11 protein-coding genes are annotated in these 21751 nt (G+C 57.1%); 7 read left to right on the top strand and 4 right to left on the bottom strand.

The window, feature by feature from the left end:
• The first annotated feature begins 382 nt into the window (after window positions 1–382).
• From MWN76_RS04360 to MWN76_RS04345, 4 genes are all read left to right on the top strand, one after another.
• On the top strand, window positions 383–1417 hold the full coding sequence (locus tag MWN76_RS04360; protein WP_250459629.1) for a FecR family protein: 1035 nt from the start codon (window positions 383–385) through the stop codon (window positions 1415–1417).
• A 122-nt stretch (window positions 1418–1539) separates the two neighbouring features.
• Complete coding sequence (locus MWN76_RS04355; protein ID WP_250459628.1) at window positions 1540–4443, top strand: TonB-dependent receptor; 2904 nt, start codon at window positions 1540–1542, stop codon at window positions 4441–4443.
• A 229-nt stretch (window positions 4444–4672) separates the two neighbouring features.
• Window positions 4673–7447 (top strand): TonB-dependent receptor plug domain-containing protein, encoded by a 2775-nt coding sequence (locus MWN76_RS04350; RefSeq protein ID WP_250459626.1) that lies wholly within the window; start codon window positions 4673–4675, stop codon window positions 7445–7447.
• A 277-nt stretch (window positions 7448–7724) separates the two neighbouring features.
• Complete coding sequence (locus tag MWN76_RS04345; RefSeq protein ID WP_250459624.1) at window positions 7725–10736, top strand: TonB-dependent receptor domain-containing protein; 3012 nt, start codon at window positions 7725–7727, stop codon at window positions 10734–10736.
• 84 nt (window positions 10737–10820) lie between these two features.
• Here MWN76_RS04345 and MWN76_RS04340 read toward each other — a convergent pair whose 3' ends face one another.
• Complete coding sequence (locus MWN76_RS04340) at window positions 10821–12473, bottom strand: tetratricopeptide repeat-containing sulfotransferase family protein (protein ID WP_250459622.1); 1653 nt, start codon at window positions 12471–12473, stop codon at window positions 10821–10823.
• 270 nt (window positions 12474–12743) lie between these two features.
• Window positions 12744–13034: a hypothetical protein gene (locus MWN76_RS04335; RefSeq protein ID WP_250459620.1), complete on the bottom strand. Its 291-nt coding sequence runs from the start codon at window positions 13032–13034 to the stop codon at window positions 12744–12746.
• Between the two features lie 795 nt (window positions 13035–13829).
• Here MWN76_RS04335 and MWN76_RS04330 point away from each other — a divergent pair.
• Window positions 13830–14414, top strand: coding sequence for a MarC family protein (locus MWN76_RS04330; RefSeq protein ID WP_250459618.1), 585 nt, complete (start codon window positions 13830–13832; stop codon window positions 14412–14414).
• 416 nt (window positions 14415–14830) lie between these two features.
• A complete protein-coding gene (locus MWN76_RS04325; RefSeq protein ID WP_250459616.1) occupies window positions 14831–17530 on the top strand; it encodes a TonB-dependent receptor plug domain-containing protein in 2700 nt (899 codons plus the stop codon).
• Window positions 17531–17661: 131 nt separating this feature from the next.
• On the opposite strand, the gene MWN76_RS04320 is transcribed toward MWN76_RS04325, so the two are convergent.
• Window positions 17662–18801 (bottom strand): tetratricopeptide repeat protein, encoded by a 1140-nt coding sequence (locus tag MWN76_RS04320; RefSeq protein ID WP_250459615.1) that lies wholly within the window; start codon window positions 18799–18801, stop codon window positions 17662–17664.
• 370 nt (window positions 18802–19171) lie between these two features.
• Between MWN76_RS04320 and MWN76_RS04315 the strand changes: the two genes are divergently transcribed.
• Complete coding sequence (locus MWN76_RS04315; protein ID WP_250459613.1) at window positions 19172–20704, top strand: peptide MFS transporter; 1533 nt, start codon at window positions 19172–19174, stop codon at window positions 20702–20704.
• Window positions 20705–20822: 118 nt separating this feature from the next.
• Here the strand turns inward: MWN76_RS04315 and MWN76_RS04310 are convergent, their stop codons facing one another.
• Window positions 20823–21647 carry a sulfite exporter TauE/SafE family protein gene (locus MWN76_RS04310; protein ID WP_250459611.1) on the bottom strand — a complete coding sequence of 275 codons (825 nt, stop codon included), beginning with the start codon at window positions 21645–21647 and terminating at the stop codon, window positions 20823–20825.
• Window positions 21648–21751 lie beyond the last annotated feature (104 nt).

Raw genomic sequence — 21751 nt, 5'->3', positions numbered from 1 at the left:
ACCGCAAACCGATTGCAGAAGTGCGCACTGACGCACAAGCTTTGTGCGCGGGCGTTGCCAATCGCTCACATTTTTTCTTGAGGTAGATCCCCGGCCAGCCGTCTATTCCCTGAGGCTCGACATTGAATGGCAAAAAAACGGCATCTGGAAAAAGAAAATGCTACGATTGGCCGGCTTTCAAACATTTTATTGTGCCGCCCGATCATAAAAAGAAAATTTCGCGCCAAAGCGCCCAAATTTTCCTAGAATGCACCAGAAAAGAGCAGCAATGATCTCCCGGCGGGCGCGAAGATGGAACCTTTGCGACATCTGCGGGGCCGAAATATCGACCGACCGCGGCACAGAGCGCCGGGTCGCCCAGACAAGGTAAGGATTCAACACGGTGAGTACAGCGGTGGCGCAAGAGGTACCGAACGAAGACAGGCTCGACCAGGCGTGCGCCTGGGTCGCGCGCCTGCGCTCCGACGCCCTGTCCGCGGCCGATCGCCGGAACTTTGCCAACTGGATGGATTCCGCATCCAACCGCGAGGCCTTCGACCAGATGGCGGAGCTCTGGGGCGACCTGGGCGCCCTGGCCCATATGCCGGTGGACGAACTGTACCCGGAAAGCAGGCCCGAAGCACAAGCGGCGCGCCGCCCGTCCACCACTGCGGGCAAAGCCGGCTGGAATCCACTCCAGTGGCTGATGGGCGGGGGCCTGGTCGCGGCCTGCCTCACCGTCACCCTCTGGATCGGCAACCAGTGGCTGGCCGGTGAGAAGCCGACCGGCCAGGTGTACGCCACCAATGTCGGCGAGACCCGCACCGTGACACTCACCGACGGCTCGCGGGTGCAACTGAACACCAATACCGAGCTGCGCGTGGCCTACAGCCGCGAGGAGCGCCGCACCGAATTGCTGCGCGGCGAAGCCTATTTCGCGGTGGCCCGCCAGACCGCCCGCCCCTTCACGGTGGCCGCGGGCAAGGCCAATATCCGCGTGCTGGGTACCCAATTCAATATCGAGCGCAATCCGGACAATACCCGCGTCTCCGTTACCGGCGGCACTGTCGCCGTCAGCGAAGCGGAGAGCGGCAGCGGCCTGCGGCCGGAATCCGTCAGGCTCGTGAAGGACCAGAAAGTCAGCGTCTCCGGCACCGGCCTCGGCGAAGTCAGCGCCACCTCCGCCGATGAGGCACTGGACTGGACCCGCGGCGTACTGGTCTTCGAGCAGACGCCGCTGGCCGACGCCCTGGAAGAACTGAACCGCTACCTGCAGGTGCCCGCCGCAGCAGAACCCAGTGTCCGCGATCACAAGCTGTCCGGCACCTTCGAACTCTCCGATCCCGACAACACCCTCAAGGCCATCGCCACCGCCCTGGGCCTGGAACAGGACCGCAGCGACCCTAACCTGACTCTCTTGTCTCCCCGACGCAACTGAGTTATAAAAGCGCTCGGGCGATCATTTATTGTTCAGCCAACCGGCCGATTCTTTCCGCCCGCCACACTGAATTACAACAAATAAAAACCCGCACGGCGGGGCAGACAGGCAGAGACTTGAGCATGCGGCGCCGGGCCACGCTATCGCTGGCCACCCTGACCACTTTGATACTGTTTTCGGAAGGGGCTTTCGCCACCTGCCCCGAGACGGGTGTGCGCCTGCCCGCCGGCAAGTTGTCGCGGGCACTGATCTCGCTCGGCCGCCAGTGCAAAATCTCGGTTCTGGTACAGGCCTCGGCGGCGGACAGTTATCGGCTTCCCGAACAGACGATCGCGACAAAAGATGGCAAGTTCGAGCCTATCCTGCGCCAGCTCCTGCAGGAGTCCCCCTTCACCTACGAACGTGTCGGCCCCGGCGCGGTGGCCGTTGTCCCCGAAGTGGAGACGCCCGAAAAGGAAACATTCGACAGTGAGGCAGCCCGCACGGAGGAAATCACCGTTACCGGCCGCGGCCTGACCGGCAGCCACCTGCGCCACCCCCAACTGGATAGCTACGCACCCATCGACGTGCTGGCCCAGCCGGAATTGGAAATCACCGGCGCGCAGACTGTCGCAGAACTGCTGAAATTCCTGCCGGCAGTGTCCGGAAACTCCACCAGCACCTCGGTCAGCAACGGTGGCGATGGCACCGCGACGGTCACCCTCCGCGGCCTGCCCGCCAGCAATACCCTGGTGCTGATCAACGGCCGGCGTATCGTCAGCAACGGTTTTGGCGGCGAGGCGGCGGACCTGAATACCATCCCCCTGTCCGCAATCGACCGGATCGAGATCCTCAAGGACGGCGCCTCCGCGGTCTACGGCTCCGACGCCATCGCCGGCGTGGTCAACATTATCCTGCGGCGCGACTTCGAGGGGCTGTCGATCAACAGCTACTACGGTGCAGCGGAAGCCGGCGACCAGCAGACAGAATCCTTTCACCTGACCTGGGGCAAAAGCGGCGAGCTCGGTCACATGATGCTGAGCCTGGCGCACTATCGGCAAGGGGCGTTGATGAGCCGCGATCGCGACCTCTCCGCCTCCGCCGACAACCGCTCGCGGGGCGGCACCGACCTGCGCTCGGCGGCGTCCCCCGGCGCCTTTATCGCCCTGGACGCCGACACCGTGGTGACCAACGACAGCGACAGGGGCTACCGGACCTGGACCCAGGAAGACCGCTACGATTACAGCGAGTACACCAGCGCAGTCGTGCCGTCCGAACGGCAGTCCCTCTACCTGGAGGGCAATATCGACCTGGGTGACAATGCGCTCGCCTTCGTCGAGGCGATGGGTATCCGCACCTGGGCCGAAACCACACTGGCCCCGACACCGGTTTTCACCCGCTTCGACAACGGCGACCTGACCATTGCCGCGGACCAGGCCTACAACCCCTTCGGACAGGAAATCACCGATGTGCGCAAGCGGGTGCTCGAGCTGGGCCCCCGGGAACAGCAGGACCGCACGGATACCTGGCGCCTCAATACCGGCCTCAAGGGAATGCGGGACAACTGGCAGTGGGAGCTGGCCGCGGCGCTGCACTACACCCGCGCCTCCGAGAGCCTGAGCAACCTGATCGACCCCTACAGGCTCTCCGCGGGACTCAAGGGGCCGGCCAGTTGCGACCGGCAAAGCGGCTGCGTCGCCGTCAACCTGCTGGGCCCCAGCGGCAGCATCGATAGCGAGCAGCTGGATTATGTGCGCGGCGAGAGCCTGATCGAAGGCAGTTCACGCATGCTGTCGCTGGTCTATGTAGCGGACGGCGTGCTCCGCAGCACCGGCGCCGGCGATATCCTCGGCGCCGCCGGTGTCGAGTTTCGCCGCGAGTCGATCGACTTCCGCTCCAACGATGCCAATGGACTGTCGTTTGTCGGCGGCCACGCGGCGGGATCCGCCCAGGGCGAGCGCATGATCGCCGAAACCTTTGCCGAACTCTCGGTCCCGCTGGTAGAAGACGCCCTGTGGATCGACGGCGCCGCGCGTTTCTCGAACTACAGCGACTTCGGCAGCACCATCAACCCCAAGATCGCCCTGCGCTGGCGCCCGGTACCTTCACTGATGGTACGCGCCAGTTACGCCACCGGCTTCAAGGCGCCGACATTGGTGGACATGAACCAGACCGGCTACCAGAGCCAGGAGTACCTTTTCGACCCCTGCACCGGCAGCGACGCCGACAACCTGCCCGGCTGTCGCGGCCAGGCCGACGATGCGCGCATCCAGTACCTGACCGAGTTCGGCGGCAACCCGGAATTGCAACCGGAAACCTCGGACAACCGCTCCCTGGGAATGGTGTGGACGCCGAAAAAACTGCGCGGCTTCAGCGCCTCACTGGACCTGTTCGATATCCGCCAGAACGACGTGATCGACACCAGCCCCCAGTACCTGATCGATAAGAATGCCAACGCCGCTCTTTTCACCGATCGCGTCCTGCGCGACGCCCGCGGCGACATCACGAAGATTCTCGCCACGCGGCTGAATATCGGCGCGCGCGAAGTCCGCGGTATCGACCTGGCGCTGCGCTACGAACACACTTCCGAGGCACTTGGCCAGCTGCGCTGGTCAGTCAACGCCAGTCATATGCAGCAGTACCTCAACCAGGCCGCACCCGGCTCCCCCACCGAGGATCTCGCCGGCACTTTTGTCGACCCCGCCAGCGGCGGTGCCGGCTCACTGCCCCAGTGGAAAGCCAACACCGGCCTCTACTGGCAAAGGGGACGCTGGGAAGGTGGCTATACGGTACATTTTGTCAGCGCCCTGGAGGAATCGTTTACCCGCGACGAAATCCGCATCACCCGCGAGATCGGCAGCTGGACCAGTCACGATCTGCAACTGGCCTACGCCCTGCCCCTGGGCCTGCGCTTTGCCGTGGGTATCGACAACCTGCTCGACAAGGCGCCGCCCTTTGCCGCCACCGCATTCAACGACAATTACGACGGCCGCACCTACGACCTCAGTGGTCGCTACTGGTACACGACTCTCGCCTACAATCTCTGAATCCCCACCCGCTCCGGCCGCGCGCGCCCACAACCCATCCGCGCACACGGGGCTGACATATAAATAGTCGGCAACAAGCGTCAAAGGCGCCCGAATGTTCGACGAATCCTTCCCTCGCAGAAAAAATGTTCTAGTGTTCTAAGCAAGCCTCTGTTGATAGTAGTTTGCAGTTGTCAAGGAGGGCACTGCCATATTCGGCGTTTAGAACCGGTATCAGGAGAGGTATACCATGGACAGATCCCGTCTATCCCGGGCAATTAAGGGCGCAATCGCCGCCACGGCCGTATCCACCAGTTTTGCCACTTTGTCGTTTGCTCAGGAAGTGGAGGAAGTTGTCGTCACCGGTACGCGCATCCAGCGTACAACGGACGCCAACAGCGCCGTTCCTGTCAGTGTGTTTGACGCCGCAGCGCTGGAAAATTCCGGCCAGACCACACTCGAAGATTTCCTGCAGGAACTGCCATCCATGACCGGTGGCCAGTTGGGCTCCTCGGTCAACAACGGCAACCCGGGCCTGGCCACCGTTTCCCTGCGCGGTCTCGGCGCCTCCCGCAGCCTGGTGCTGCTGAATGGCCGGCGGATGCCGTCTGCGGGCCCGCTCACCGGCACCGTGGACCTGAATACCATTCCCGTATCCATTATTGAACGCGTGGAGATCCTCAAAAGCGGCGCCTCCTCGATTTACGGCTCGGATGCGATCGCCGGCGTCGTCAACATCATTACCAAGAAAGATTTCACCGGCGCACAACTTCGCGCGGACTATGGTATCTCCGACGAAAGCGATGGCGAGGAGTGGCTCGCCGCCATGACCTTCGGCGCCGAGAATGACGAGGGCGATGGCCATGTGATGCTGAACATGGAGTACTCCAAGCGGGACGATATTTTCCAGGGTGATCGACGGTTTTCCGATTGCGCCCTGTTTGAATCCGGCGACCAGGTCCTCTGTGGCGGCAGTGGTACCACCACACCGGGCCACTTCTTCACCGACGACAACGACAGCCTGATCGTGGACCCGAACACCGGTGAGGTGCGGGACTATAGCGCCAGCACCGATGCTTTCAATTTCGCCGAGTTCAGCTACCTGGTCACGCCCCAGGAAGTATTCAGCATCTACGGCTACGGCGAGCAGGAACTGTGGGACTTCAAAGACCTCACCACGGTCAATGCCTTTACCGAACTCCTCTATGCCAACCGCCAGTCCGACCAGTTGCTGGCAGCTGAGGGCACCTTCTGGCAACCCACCATTCCCGCCGACAACCCGTTCAACCCCATTGGCGAGGACGTGGTATTGCTGCGCCGCCTTGCCGAGACCGGCGGCCGTTCGTTCAACCAGGACCTGAGTACCTGGCGCGGTGTAATCGGCTTCAATGGCGAGTGGTGTAACGAGTGGCTGTGGGATGTTTCCTATAACTACGCCCGCTGGGTCGATTCACAGATCGACCGCGGTCGCGCCAACCAGCCGCGCATGGATACCCTGCTGGGCTCTGTCGACCCGAACGGCGATCCGGTATCGACTCCCTGCGCGGACGATGCGGACTGTCCCGGACTCTGGAATCCCTTCCAGAGCGGCACCCTGACTCCGGCGATGCAGGCCTACGGCCTGGTCACCAACTCGCCGGTGGAAAAGGAAACACTGCGCAGCCTGCAGACAAACCTGACTGGCGACTTCGGCGACTTCGCCCTCACCAGCGAGCCCTGGCAGTGGGCTGTCGGTTATGAGCACCGCTCCGAGAGTGTCGAAGTCACCGCCGACGGCGCCGCGCAGATCGGCCAGATCTACTTCGTCCAGGGGACGGACTGGACCGGCAGCTACAGCGTTGACGAAGCCTACATGGAGGTGCGCGCCCCGCTGCTGGAGGCCAGGCCCTGGGCCGACATACTGGCGCTGGAGTTCTCCGCCCGCTATTCCGACTACGACACCATCGGCAGCGACACCACTTTCGGCGCTGTTGTTGAATACGCACCGCTGGAGCAACTGCGCTTCCGGGGCAGCTATTCCGAGGGCTTCCGCGCCCCGGGCATCGACGACCTGTTCAGCCCGGCGGTACTCTCGGCCGAGACCTACTCCGACCCCTGTTTTGAGTACGACACGGCGGGAACCAATGCCAATGTCCAGGCCAACTGTGCCGCGGACGGCGTGGATCCCAACAACGAAAACCTGGCCTCTCCACAGGCCACGGGCTTCTTCGCCGGCAACACCGACCTGGACAAGGAAACCTCCGAGAGCTGGACTATCGGTATCGTCTGGACCCCCACGTTCGTGGAGGACCTCAGCTTCACGGTGGACTACTTCACGATCGAGGTCGACGACGCTATCGGCACCTTCACCACCGACCAGATCGTGGACAACTGCTACTCCAGCCCGAACTTCTCCGACCCTTCCTGTGACCTGATTCTCGGTCCGGAGGCTGTGGGGCAGTTCCCCGGCAACAGCGGCCCCCGCCGCGCCGGTGACGGCACCATCGCCGGGCAGGCACTGACCACCCAGAACATCTCCACCTTCGAGACCTCAGGTGTGGACTTCGGCGCCAACTTCAGCATCGACGCCGGCCCGGGCCTGGCAAAATTCCAGGGGATCGCCACCTACCTCCACGACTACAAGTTCCAGGCGAGCGAATTCGACCCGGAAATCGACCTGGCGGGCAAATTCGGCGCAGACCCGGTCACCACCCGCATCGCCGCCTTCCCGGAGTGGAAAATCTTCCTGACCGGCGACTACGAACTGGAAAACTGGAGCATTGGTACCACTGTCCGCATGGAGGGCGAGGTTGAAGATATCTCTCCCACCGCGTCGGACCTGGCCACCTTCGTGGACAACACCTGGTACCAGGACATCCGCGCCAGCTACTTCTGCTGGGAGGACATCACAATATCCGGCGGTATCCGCAACGTGTGGAATCAGCAGCCCCCCTATGTCACCAACTACGACGACATGAACACCCTGCCGCTGAACTACGACACCGTGGGCCGCTTCGTCTACGGTTCTGTGACCTTCCAGTTCTAAGTTCCTTCCGCTCCACCCCTCTCGGGGTGGAGCAATCTCCTCAGCCTTTCCCTCCCCTTTCTCCGCTTTCATTCTGGTCGTTTTTTAACCAATTCAGACATCCCTAACCTGCCATTAGGAAGTTATGGAAAAAAAGTGCGAATTCTATTGAGGTAACTCTCGTGCCAACCGTTATGAACAGTGTTGGGAGGGAAGCGGCCACTTGGGGGTAGCCGCTTCCACGTATCGCCATTCAAGGCAAAAGACTATAAATCCAACGATCAAGAGAGGATTTACAATGAAAAAGAACCTCCTGTCCGTAGCTGTGAAAGGGGCCATTGGCTTCACCGCAGCCGCAGTAATGGTTCCTGCCATGCCGGCATTTGCTCAGCAAGATGCAACTCTGGTAGAAGAAGTGATTGTTACCGGCTCCCGGATCGAACGCGCCAACGATGTGAGCGTGAGCCCGGTTACCTCTGTTAGCGCAGAAGATATGAAAGCCACCGGCGTTGTACGCGTTGAAGACCTGATCAATGATCTTCCACAGGTAGCCGCCACTCAGACTGCAGGTCAAGCCAACGGCTCCACCGGCACAGCAACTGTCTCCCTTCGCGGCCTCGGCTCTCAGCGAACCCTGGTACTTATTGATGGCCGTCGCATGCCTGCTGGGTCACCACTCGCTGGAGGCTCCGGTGCTGACCTTAACCAGATCCCGGGCGCTCTAGTAGAACGCGTTGAAGTTCTGACCGGCGGCTCCTCCGCCACCTACGGTTCTGACGCAATTGCAGGCGTTGTGAACTTCATCATGATGGATGATTTCGAAGGTGTACGCTTCGAAACCCAAACCAGCGTCTATCAGCATGATAACGACAACAATGCAATGCAGGACTTGGTTAGCTCCAATGGCTTCGATGTAGCTGATGGCAGCGTAACCGATGGCGAGACCAATGATTTCTCACTGATCATGGGTGCCAACCTGGATAATGGCCGCGGCAATGTCACTGCCTACGCCAACTACCGCAAGATCGACGCAGTTCTGCAGTCCGACCGCGACTACAGCGGCTGTGCTCTGGCTGGCGGCCCCGGCAGCTTCGACTGTGGTGGTTCCTCCACTGTACCTTGGGGCCGCTTCACCGACTTCGGCCTGAACGAAGGCGACGACACCGAAGGTTTCGACTACAGCGTCGACGGTGACGGTTTCACCGAGTTCGGTCGCCTGTACAACTATGGTCCGCTGAACTACTTCCAGCGACCGGACGAGCGCTGGACCATGGGCGCATTTGGCCACTACGAAATCAACGAGCACGCCGAGGCCTATACCCAGATATCATATGCGGATGACCGCACAGTTGCCCAGATCGCGCCCTCCGGTGCCTTCTTCGTAACCGACGATCTGTACTGCGGCAACCCCTTCCTGTCCGATGAGCAGTTCGACGCTATCTGTGGCGTTTACGGCCTGACAGAAAACGACTACCTCAGCGACCTGGTTGTGACCAATACAGACCCAGATACAGGCGAAGTGACAACCAACCCAGGGGCCCTTTACATCGGCCGTCGTAACGTTGAAGGCGGCCCTCGTCAGGACGATATGCGCCACACCACTTTCCGCGGTGTGTTCGGCGTACGAGGCGATATCGATGAAAACTGGTCCTACGATGTTTACGGTCAGTACTCTGAGGTCAGCCTGGAACAGACCTATCTTAACGACATGTCTGTAAGCCGCATCAAAAACGCTCTGGACGTACGAGTGGATGAGCGTGTAGACACTAATGGCGATCCCGTCAACTCTGAGACATATGGCAACCCTGTTTGCCAGTCCGTACTGGACGGCAGCGATCCCAACTGTGTGCCCTGGAATGTATTCCAGGAAGGCGGCGTAACCCAGGAAGCAATCGACTATCTGGTACTACCGCTATACGCCCGCGGTACCACCGATCAAGAGATTATCTCCGGTTACGTGACCGGCGACCTGACCGACTACGGCGTGAAAATACCGACCGCCGATAGCGGTGTAGCCGTTGTAATGGGTCTGGAAAGCCGTCGCGAAACTCTGAACTACTCTCCTGACTCCGGCTTCCAAAATGGCGAAGGTGCAGGTCAGGGCGGTCCAACTCTAGGCGTAGACGGCAAACTGAGCGTGAAGGAAGCCTTCGCGGAGCTGAGTGTGCCGCTGGTAAGCGGCAAGCCGGGTATGGAGTATCTGGGTCTGGAAATGGCTTACCGCTATTCCGACTATTCCACTGACGAAGAGACCAATACCTATAAGGTGGCAGCCGACTGGCAACCGACCGCTGACCTGAAAGTCCGCGCCAGCTTCCAGTCTGCCGTACGTCATGCCAACATCCGCGAGCTGTATCGCGCTCAGGCTATCGGCCTGTTCGACATGACTTACGATCCCTGCGGTTCTCGTACTAACGATGATGGCGAGGTAATCGGTCCGGACTATAGTGAAGAGCAGTGCGCAAGGACCGGTACCACTTCAGCCTCCTACGGTAACGAGTTCGATTCCCCGGCAGGTCAGTACAACTACATCGGCGGCGGTAACCCGGAACTCTCTCCTGAAGAGTCCGAGACGGTTTCCTTCGGTTTCGTTTACTCTCCCTCATTTGTTGAAGGCCTGACTGTCAGCATGGACTACTTCAACATCCAGGTTGAAGAAGCTATTGCGGGCATCCAGCCAGAAACAATCCTGAGAAAGTGTGCGGAAACCGGCGATGCACTCTTCTGTGACGCCATCAGCCGCGGCGGCAACGGCAACCTCTGGGTTGGTCAAGCTGGCATCGTTGCTACCGACGTAAACATCGGCTTCTTCGAAACGGAAGGTGTCGATATCAACACCAATTACGGTTTTGACGTCGGTGCCTACGGCTCCGTCGACATGAACTGGATTGCCACTTATCTCACCAAGTGGGATCAGCAGGAGTTCGTTGGCCAGCCAGTTGAGGACTGTGTCGGTGTCTGGAATAGCTCTTGTGGAGAACCAACTCCTGAGTTCGTCAGCACCGTTCGCACAACTTGGGCTACACCGTGGAATGTTGACGTGACCGGAACTTGGCGCCACATCGGTGACGTAACCGACCTGGGGACCAATGGTGCAGATTTCGATGCTATTGACTACTTCGACCTATCTGCGTCTTGGGCTGCTTCCGATAGCGTTACCATCCGCAGCGGTATCAACAACATCTTGGATAAGGAGCCGCCGTTAACTGCTGACGCGGGTGCTGGCATTTACGGTAACGGCAACACCTTCCCGGGCATTTATGACGCTCTGGGTCGCTATGCCTTCCTTGGAGCCTCTTTGGACTTCTAATTCTCCGAAATTAGCAAGCTCAAGAAAAAGGCGCGGTGGGCAAACCACCGCGCCTTTTTTATTTTTAAAACTTTTCGACCCAGATTAGCGGAGGAGATACTTTTCCAAAACCTTTAAATAAGCCCCATAGTTCTTGTGCCTGTCTGTCGATCTTTGATGAATGGATTCACGCACCTGCCAGATGCTCGCGGTCTTGACGTAAGTTTTTTGTGTACTGAAATTGAGGCAGGCTGGATCCCACGGCAACCGCAGAAAATTCAATAGACGCCGAATCTCCGGCTCCGGATCCGCCACCAGCTTTTCGTACTCGATTTCGAAAATGCTGTCCGGAAATAGAGTTTTCCAGTGCTCCATAAGCCGGACTTGTTCGACGTAATAGTGTCCAATACTGTCTAAGTCCACCGAGTAATTCATGCCGCCGCCCATCTGCTGAAAATAAACCGAGAGACAATTATTCAGCAAACTGCGCCTAGTCCAGATTATCCTGGATTTTGGCAACACGCTTTTTATCAACCCCACGTGGAGAAAATTATCCGGCCGCTTGTCAGTAACCAAGCTTTTAGACGAAAACCTTTTCTCGAGATAAGCTAAATACTTCCTACCAATCCTCTCAAAATATTTCTGCCCTTCTTTTGCAAGCCCCTGCGGATACCTATCTCTCAGACTATCAACCAAGTCGGGGAAAAACTCCAATTCACCTCCTGCTACAACTCTTGGATGAGCACTCAAAATTTGCTCCAACAGAGTAGATCCTGATCGAAACATTCCACAAATGAATACTGGGGCAGTGGGTAGCTTACTGAGTGCACTAAAAAACCATTCTTGTGAAAATGTCCCTATTAACTCATCAACAAGCTTTTCATGAAGAAATTTATCATAAGATATAAACCTTCGTGCACCCATCTCATTGGCGTGCCTGAATCTCGAAAAAGCCTTATCATAACTACCACAATCATCCAAAAGTTTACCGAGTGCAAAATTCAGCTCTTCCAAATCGCCTGAAGACAAATCTTTTCTAACCACCAAGGAAGATATTCTTTTTACCAGTGGGTCACTCTCACTTTTCGCTTTTTTCAAGTATGCCAAACGACACAGAGCCAAATAGCAGCTATCGTCAATCTCTAATACTTTCTTGTAATAATTGGATGCAGCATTCCGCTCTCCCTCTTCCTCAAGAATCCCCGCAAGATTGACGAGGGAGGGCACGTATTCACAATTAATTTCGATTGCTTTCTCAAAATACTCTCTAGCCTTTTCCTCGCTTCGCAACTCGGAGTAAATAACACCGATATTGGTATACACCTCTTCCTGACCGGAAATATTCTTTTCAAGAGCTTCACAATATTTTTCAAGAGCCTCTTCCAGATAACCTGCTTGCTTAAGCAAATGGGCGAGATTAAAAATAGTGTTGGGCCGATCAGGAATCACTCGCAGAAATTTGTAGTAAGCGTTGATTGCAATTTCAAGCTTATCAAAGGACTTCGCCAACTCTGCCAAATGCAACCAGTATTCAGGCCTATCCGGAACAGCTTGAGCAAGACTTTTGAGGCAACGCAGTGCCTCAACTGGCCGCTTCCACTGCATATATAAGTGAAACTGCTCCCTTAGTAGCCCCTCACTTCCCTCTTTGACAGAAAGCAGCTCCTGATACAACCGCTCCGCTTCAGAAAAACGATTTTGAGCTACAAGGGTTCTCGCTTCATTAAGGCGACGTATGAATGCAGAAGAAAAACTCATAAATCACATCAGGAAATACATAACTTCACACCAACATCAACGATGCCTTACCAATAAAAAATGTTTACAAACGTGATAAACGTTGCCATACGGACTATTATCCTCAATCTATGACTGCAGAAGACCAATCTCAAGCACAATTATATATATGGAAACGCAATCATTTACTATAATAAAACGATTAAATTAGAACCGAAGAAATTAATCTGATACAGAAAAGTGGCAACTGGCGTCAATAGAAAATTGCCACTAATCTTTCGAACTTGTCAATTAATAATTAGTCGGCTTACTACGAGTATCATCATCAAGCATTTTCTTGGTTTCAACTCGCATATTCTCCCACTCTTCAGCGGTCATACAAGTCTTTTGTTTGAAGCGCGAACCAGTGATAGGACGAACTTTACAAATTTTCTTTTCTTTTTCTTGGGCCGAACTGTTAGAAGACTCACTCTTCTGTCCCGAAGATGATGTCGCAGCAATCTGATTATCTCCCACGCCGGAAGCACAGCCCACAAGAAAACTAAAACCGAGAACGGCAAACAAAAATAAATTAACTTTCATATCAATACCCTTATACTTTTCAAAACCTTTTATTATGCCTAAAAGACAGTGCAGCCATATTTTACAGTGCTAGACCTCTATCGTTCAATTAGAAAATTACCAGAATTTCTAGAACTAAAAGACTTACTAGCGACTCTTGGTGTCAATCACCAAACAATTACAGATCCCGCTCTTGAACGTTCTCGCACACCCCGGTGACAGCCGTGGCCTTCTTGATATAACCCACACTTCGTCGTGAGGCATCTCCCCGTTTCACTCCACTACCGTCATTAATATTAAACAGACAGTTTATCTGTATCAAATTTAGCAAGGATTTATAATCCTAATTTATTCCCAGGCAAGACCAGCAGGCAATATCGCTGGCCTACAAGAATAAGACTACCTCTTTACTGGGCGTGGCACTTCTCGCCTCTAGCGGGCTGTCTGTAAAGTTCGGTAACAAAGGAGTACAGCCAAATCGTTTAGATGACGGCGAGAAAGCGATGGAATAGCAGCGTTATTTCAAGCTTCCTCAGCGCAGAGCTGGGCGATTTGGCGAAGTGAACTGTTACCTAACTTTGCGAGCGGCCCACTAGGTTTATCAATTTAGTTCCGATCTCGAAGTACATCTAAAATTCGTCAACTTGAGAGGAGAACCATACCGTGACAAGTGCAGCCAAGCTTCAGTCGTCAACACAACCTCCTGAAGCATATAGACCTCAAGGAGCTTCCCCACAGCAGCTACAACACTATAGAATTAGTGCCACCTATTTGCGCAGCAAGTCAACGATAACCTTACCGTAACATGGATAACAAATGGACACATTGACTGCATTCCTGACGTTGCTGTTTGTCATGGACCCCTTGGGCAACATCCCAGTTTTCCTGGCAGCCCTCAAAACCGTTCCCCAGCGCCGCCAGCTCTACGTCATCATGCGCGAGCTGATCTTCGCCCTGATCGTGTTGTTGGCCTTCCTCTACGGCGGGCGGTTCGTACTGGCATGGCTCGGGTTGTCCCAGGAGGCCATACGCATCGCCGGTGCAATCATCCTGTTCCTGATTTCAATACGCATGGTCTTCCCCAGCGAGGGCGGCATTATGGGAGAGCGGCTGGAAGGGGAACCCTTCTTCGTTCCATTGGCGGTGCCTTTGGTGGCGGGTCCTTCTACCATGGCGATCCTGATGCTGATGACAAACAGTGGAGGGGAGCAATTGATGGACTGGACACTGGCACTGCTCGGAGCCTGGGCGGTTTCAGCGGTGATCCTGCTATCCTCCGCTCCTCTGGCCCGCCTGCTCGGCAATCGCGGCCTGATCGCTGTCGAGCGTTTGATGGGGATGGTGCTGGTGATGCTGTCCGTGCAACTGTTCCTCGACGGCGTAAAACAGAGCCTCGGCTAACCCTCCATTCTTCTTGTTGATGAGCGGCCCACAGAATGCTCATTTTTTAGCCAATTTCATCCCCTGTTACAGTCAAATATCTTCCTCTCCGATCACCCAGCCGGAAAAGGTTGATTTTTAAACAATTCGACTGGCGACTTGATGACTCAACAATTGAAACATGCATACTAACAAACCATTAATTTATAATTTTATTTAATCTTTTAAAGGGATTAAAACGGATATATAGCTTTCTTGTGGTTCAAAAATCACACAGCAAGAGCAATATTTAACCTACCTCACCTTGGTGTAACGTGATACCTCCTTGTCACGATAGTTCCATAATTCTATTCAATGCATTAAAGTCAGCCCGCGCATTAAATGCTACATGCTAATAAACGCATTATAAGTACCCTAAGTACATAAAAGGATGCACTATGATCAAGACCAAATTGAGCGTTGCTATCGCTGCCCTGGGCACCATCGCTGCCGCAGATGTAGCTGCTCAGAACGCGGTTCCGGGCCCGGCCGTTGAAGAGGTAATCGTTACCGGTTCGCGTATTGCCCGCGATCCGCTGTCCAGCACTGGCCCTATTACTATTGTTGACTCCGAAGCAATCAGCCGTTCCGGTGTTGGCACCATTGACGAGCTACTGAGAGAACTTCCTTCAATGGGAACTCAGGGCATCAACTCCAATGACAACAACGGTGGCATGGGCCTGGCGTTTGTTGACCTGCGCAACCTGGAGTCTGCACGTACCCTGGTCCTGGTTAACGGCCGACGCTTCGTTTCATCGAGCTCTGGCGTTAGCTCTGCAGTCGATATGAACAACATCCCGGTTGATATGATCGATCGTGTCGAAGTTCTGACCGACGGTGCCTCTGCCGTATACGGCTCTGATGCCGTTGCCGGTGTCGTCAACGTAGTGATGAAAAAGTCGTTTGACGGCGTGAAGATCAGTGCCCGTGGCGGTGCTACCACTGAAGGTGGCGGCGAGAATGGTGAACTGTCCATCACTTTCGGTAAAGAAGGCGCTCGCGGTAGCTTCATTGGTAATGTTACCCACAGCCAGCGCGATGAGATCACCTACAATGACCGGGACTGGGCAAGCCTGAACAGCTCCCTGACCCCAACCGGGAATATCTATACTAACTACGGCAATTTCTCGGTAGGTGAAGACGGTTCCCTCAACGAAGGTACCACCTCTTACGATATCGGTCAGTTCATGTGGCTGTCTGGCGCTATGGAACGCACCAGCGCTAACTTTGCTGGCGATTTCTCGATTACCGACAGAGTCGAGCTCTACGGTGAAGCGAGCTACACCACCAAAACCACCAACCAGCAATTGGCTGCGCAGCCGATGTACGCTGCCAACGGTTTTGAGATCGACCCGGAACAGCATCTGCCAGACGATATCAAGGCCGAGCTGCAGGCGAAATGGCAGGAAGCCTACGACGCATGGGTCGCTGCCGGTAGCGATATGGATGACGAGGAAAACCCCTACCCGGGCGACACTTGGTCTCACCCCCTCAGTGAAGACGGCGTCGCAGGTTTCAGCAGCCTCTATTCCCGCCCGGTAGCCGGTGGTCCCCGCGACTATGAGCAGGAAACCGAAACTTTCCGCGGCCTGGTTGGGCTTCGTGGCGATCTGGCCAATGGCTGGAGCTGGGATGCCTTCGCCAGCTACGGCAAGAACGAAGGTGAAAATGTTATCGCCAACTCCTACAGCAAATCCAAGCTGGAAGAAATCCTGAATGGCGAAGCGGGAATTGAGCCGGTATTCGCCGGGGGCATGAGCTCTGACGTCATCGACTACATGCGCTACACCGACCGCGAAGACAACGAGTATGAACTGGAAAACTACGGCCTCTCCCTGACCGGTGATATCGAGGCCATTCAATTCCAGGGCGGTGCGCTCGGATTTGCAACCGGCGTCGAATACCGCAAGGAGTCCGGCGAGTTCAATCCCAGCCAGCAGACCCAGGACGGCTCCACATTCGGTAACCAGCAGGATGCAACCGAGGGTGATTACTCCGTTACCGAGGTGTTCGCGGAATTCAATCTGCCAATCCTGTCCGGAGCTGCCTATGCAGAAGAGCTGAGCACCGATATTGCCGTGCGCTACTCAGACTTCGACACTTTCGGCGGTGAAACCACCGGCAAAGTGGGCCTGGTATACGCACCGGTTGAAGACTTGCGCTTCCGTGCAAGTGCCTCAACCTCCTTCCGTGCACCGGGTATCTACGAGCTGTACAGCGGCACCGCACAGAGCTACGAGACTCTTACCGACCCCTGCGATACCAGCGACGCCAATGAGAAAGGCCAGGGTGCCTACTGTGGCAACGCCGCACTGCCGGGAATGGAAGTGGGACCGGGCTTCGAACAGGCTGGCAGCCAGATCCCAACCAATATCGGCGGCAACCAGGAACTGGGGCCGGAAGAAGCCGAGTCCTACACTCTCGGTATGGTCTGGACTCCGGCATTTGTCGACGACCTCTCCATCACTCTGGACTACTACGATATCCAGGTTGAAAACGCGATCACCTCTCCGGATCTGCAGCTGATGCTGGATGATTGCTTCCGCGAAGGTATTGCCACTGCTTGTGCTTCCATCAACCGCGGGGACAGTGGCCAGATCGTCAACCTGGAAGGCGCCAAGATGAATATCGGCGAGATCAGCACTCGCGGTATCGACTTGGATATCACCAACAACTACCACTTCAACGCAGGTCAACTGGCATTGCGTCTGCAGGCCACCCGTCTACTGGAGTACGATGAGTACAACGAGCAGACTGAACAGACCAGTGATTGGCTGGGCTATATCAGCAATACCGGTGGTATGTACGTGAAATGGCGCGGCTTGACCGGCGTGACCTGGTATGCAAACAACGACTGGAACCTGGGCCTGGATGTTCGTTACCTGGGTAACGGCGAGAGCCCCGACCGCGACATGCCCTCCCACACCTACCTTGACCTTCGTGCAGGCTGGGATGTGAACGAGAACGTCCGCGTAAGCGGTGGTATCGACAACCTGAATGACCGCGAGCCCACTGACGGTTCCGGCTACAGCGATTGGAACAGCTCGTACGACTTCCGTGGTCGTTACGCCTGGGCCGGTGTCAGCTACCAGTTCTAGTTCCACGCAACGACGTTATCGGTCGTAATCTGGAAGGGGCGCCTCGGCGCCCCTTTCTGTTTTGGCGGCTATTCCGCAGACAGATGTCCTGTAATGATTATTTCCCTGACAGGACAGGCCTACCGAGCGACCTATTCCACCTCACGCTTCAGATAATCCAACTTCCGCATATAAGCATTCCGGGTAGCCGCATTCCCCGCCAACGAGAAGGCCTCCAGAAAACTCTCGTGGGATTTCTCCATCTCCCCCAATCGATAATTGGCCAACCCCATCAGGAAATGGAAACGGTGATCGTCCTCGTAGCGCCACAGTGCCCGCCGCAACTGTTGCCGCGCCTGCCCATATTCGCCCCGCTCATAGGCATTCCTGGCCCGGTAGTAGAGATAGTAGGGGTTGCGCTCGCGGTGGTAGCGGGCTTTGCGGGCGTAGGCGTCGGCGAGTTCGATGCGACCGTCGTTCCGGTACAGCCGTTCAAGGTTGCTGATCGCCAGCAGGTGGCTTCCCTCTAGTTGCAGGGCATACAGGTAGCTCTGCTCCGCTTCACGCCCGTGGCCGAAGCGGCTGTACAGCGCCCCCAGGTTGGACCAGAGATCGCTGTCAGCCGGATTCAGCTGCAGCGCCCTGCGCAGGTACAGGAACGCGCGCTCGGGTCTGCCCTGCTGCATCAGCTCCATACCGCGGTTGCTGTAGTACTGGGAAAATGCCTCGGTGTCGGACAGCTTGCGCTGGTCGTAGACCGGGTCGTAGGCGGCCAGGTCGAAATCCACCACGCGGCGACCGCGACTGCTCTCCGACACCATGTTGATATGCCGGTAGGTGACGAAGGTCTCAGTCTCGTCATCGAGACTCCATACCGGCGGCACCTCCACCTGGTTGAAGTAGGCTTCTGCACCGAGCGTCCGCGCCATGGCCACCATCATCAGCGTAAAGGCCATACAGTTGCCCCGCTGCTGGTCGTAAGTCTCCGAGGCCGTCAGGGTACTGCCCGCATCGTATTCGACGGTAAATTCCCGCTTTTCGAAGGCGCGAATCAGCGCCGCGAGCCGTTGCTGCGGGCGCTGGTCGGGGGCAATGGAGGCCAGATAGCTGCGCATTTCCGGCGGCAGGGACAGCGGCCGGTCTTCCGGCAGTTGATCGGGCCGAAACGGCTCGCCGAGGATCGCATCGCCACTCAAGGCGCCGGCGGTATCGGGCGACTGTTCTGGTACCGGTACACTGACACAGGCGGAAACCAGCAGGCATACAGCGAGAACTGACGGGGTCTTCATCATTATTATCCCCTACTTGGAAATGTTGTTGCAGGATTTATCACTAAACGGCCTCCCTGTGAATACCCTCGGGGTAAATCACACGGTTTCACCTGTAACTAGTCGCCTGATTATCATACAACTGTTACACTCGGACAGATCCATTGGGAGGTTTCCGACGCCACTACAGGGCCCGCGCGGCCCGGCGAGACGAGCGGAGACGCTTCCAAAGCACAGGGCAGGGAACCTCTGTGCTCTCTCGGTGCGCGCGTGGAGTTGATTCGTTCTATGCTGGCACTGAAACCCGGGAGCACTTTCCAAAAGAGAAGGAATGCCCGGTTAATCCTGAATCCGTGACTTCAGATTAAAGCTATAACAACGGGAACATCAGCTTATGTCGTCGACTACGCATCAGAATAGCGCCGGTTTCTTCGGCCACCCGAAAGGTCTCTCGACCCTGTTCTTCACCGAAATGTGGGAGCGCATGAGTTACTACGGCATGCGTGCCCTGCTCGTGCTCTTCATGACCGCGAGCCTGCAGGAAGAGGGCCTGACCTTCACCGTGGCCACGGCCGCTGCCATCTACGGCCTCTATACCGGTGCCGTCTACTTCCTCGGCCTGCCGGGCGGCTGGATCGCAGACCGGCTGCTGGGCGGCCAGCGCACCATCTGGTACGGCGGCATCGTTATCATGTGCGGCCATATCGTACTGGCCATTCCGCACGACAGCACTTTCTTTATCGGCCTGATCCTGGTGGCCTCCGGCACCGGCCTGCTGAAGCCGAATATCAGCGCGCTGGTCGGCCAGCTCTACAGTGAAGACGACGTGCGCCGGGACAGCGGCTACGCCCTTTACTATATGGGCATCAATTTGGGCTCCATACTTGGCTACTTCATCTGTGGCTACTTTGGCGAGAGCGTCGGCTGGCACTGGGGCTTCGGCGCCGCCGCGGTGGGTATGGCTATCGGCCTGATCCAGTACCGCCACACCATCGGCAACCTGGGCGATGCCAGCCTGAAGCCGGTGAGCCCGATGACACCGGCAGGCGAGAAGAACGCCTGGCGCATCATCGGCGCTACCGTCGCAGCCGCAGCGCTGATCACCGGCCTGACACTGGCCGGAATCATCTCCATCAACCCGGTGATGGTAGCGCAGTATGTCGCTATCGCCTTCACCCTGACTTTTTTCGTTTATTTCGGCTTCATCTATTTCGCCGGCAAACTGAACGAAGGTGAAAAGAAGAAGATGTGGGCGCTGTTCCTGGTGTGTCTCGCCTCTGCCTGCTTCTGGTCCGGTTTTGAACAGGCGGGCTCCTCCCTGAACCTGTTCGGTCGTGACTACACCGACCGGCTGCTGGGCGATTTCGAAATGCCCGCCTCCTGGTTCCAAAGCGCCAACGCCCTGTTCATTATTTTGCTGTCGCCCTTCTTCGCGGCACTGTGGATCAGCCTGGGCAAGCGCATGATCACCCCGTCCTACAGCATGAAGTGCGCCGTGGGCCTGATCATCATGGCCAGCGGCTTTATCGTGATGTTTTTTGCCGCACAGTACGCCGCCGCCGGCCTGAAAGTGGCGCCCTACTGGCTGGTGGCCACCTACTTCCTCCACACGGTGGGCGAGCTCTGCCTGAGCCCGGTGGCCCTGAGTGCCGTGAGTAAACTGGCGCCGCGCCGCTTTGCCGGCCAGATGATGGGTGTGTTTGTACTCACCTACTCCATCGGCAATATCATCGCCGGCCTGCTGGCGGGCAACTTCGATCCGGAGAATGTATCCGAACTGCCGAACCTGTACCTGCAGATCGCCGTATTCAGTATCGGCATCGGCGCCGTGATCGCGCTGATCAGCCTGAAGTCCAAGAAATGGGAAGGGCTCGCGGAAGGAAAAAAGGAAATCGGTGAAGGCGAGGCGGAAGCCCGGGCCGTTTAAGGGCCCACGCCGGACCGCAATTGCGGTCACCAAGGCCACCGGGGTAGCCCGGTGGCCTTTTTTTATTGTCGCGATGGTCTCCCGGATTCCGCTTCGGCCCATCCGGGCTACTCCGGTATCAGATAGCCAGCAGTCCCGCATTCAGCCAGATAAAGCGTACCCCGATCACACACAGCAGACCGGCAAAGCAGTTCTTCAGCAGTTGCGGTGACATCCGGTGCGCGAGCTGGGCACCGAAGCGGGCAAAGATGGCACTGGCCAGTACGATTCCCGCGAAGGCCGGCCAATAGATGTAACCGCTGCTCCAGGCGGGCAACAGCGGTTCGCCCCAGCCCTGTACCGCAAAGCTGATGGCTCCGGCCACGGCAATGGGCAGACCACAGGCGGCCGAGGTGGCCACTGCGCGCTGCATCTGTACGCGGCAGTGCGACAGAAAGGGCACCGTCAGGGAACCGCCGCCGATACCGAAAATGGCCGAGCCCCAACCGATCACAGCGCCGGCACCAGCCAGCACGGCTCCCCCCGGCAGCCGCTCGCCGTTCTCCGCCAGTTGTGCGTGGCGCCTGCCCGCCAGCCACATTCGCATCGCGATCACCAGCGCGAAGATACCGATGAGCAACTGCAGCCAGGTACCCGGGAGCCAGTGGGCGGTCACTCCGCCCAGCCAGGAGCCGAGCAGGATTCCCGGCGTCATGGACAGGAAAATCGACCAGTCCACGGCCCCTTTCAGGTGGTGGGTGCGGATGGAACTGAGGGAGGTGATGACGATGGTGGCCAGGGAGGTCGCCACGGCCATATGGGTGAGGATTTCCGGGGCAATACCGAGCGCGGTGAAGACCAGTACCAGCGCGGGCACGATGATCAATCCCCCGCCGACACCAAACAGGCCGGCAATGGTGCCGGCGGCGGCGCCGACCGCCAGGTAGATCAGTAGCGTTTCCATTCCTTAATTCCCCCACAGTTCCACTGCCACCTGTGGGGCGGGCGAACAGAGAGCTCGCGCCTACAGGCCCCGACTGACCTCGCCGTGCAGCCCCGGCGTCCCCG

Origin of the sequence: Microbulbifer litoralis (assembly GCF_023634065.1) — a bacterium.
Classification (GTDB): Bacteria; Pseudomonadota; Gammaproteobacteria; order Pseudomonadales; family Cellvibrionaceae; genus Microbulbifer; species Microbulbifer litoralis.
Note: the sequence above shows the minus strand (reverse complement) of the source record. Positions and strands in the feature narration are given on the sequence as shown.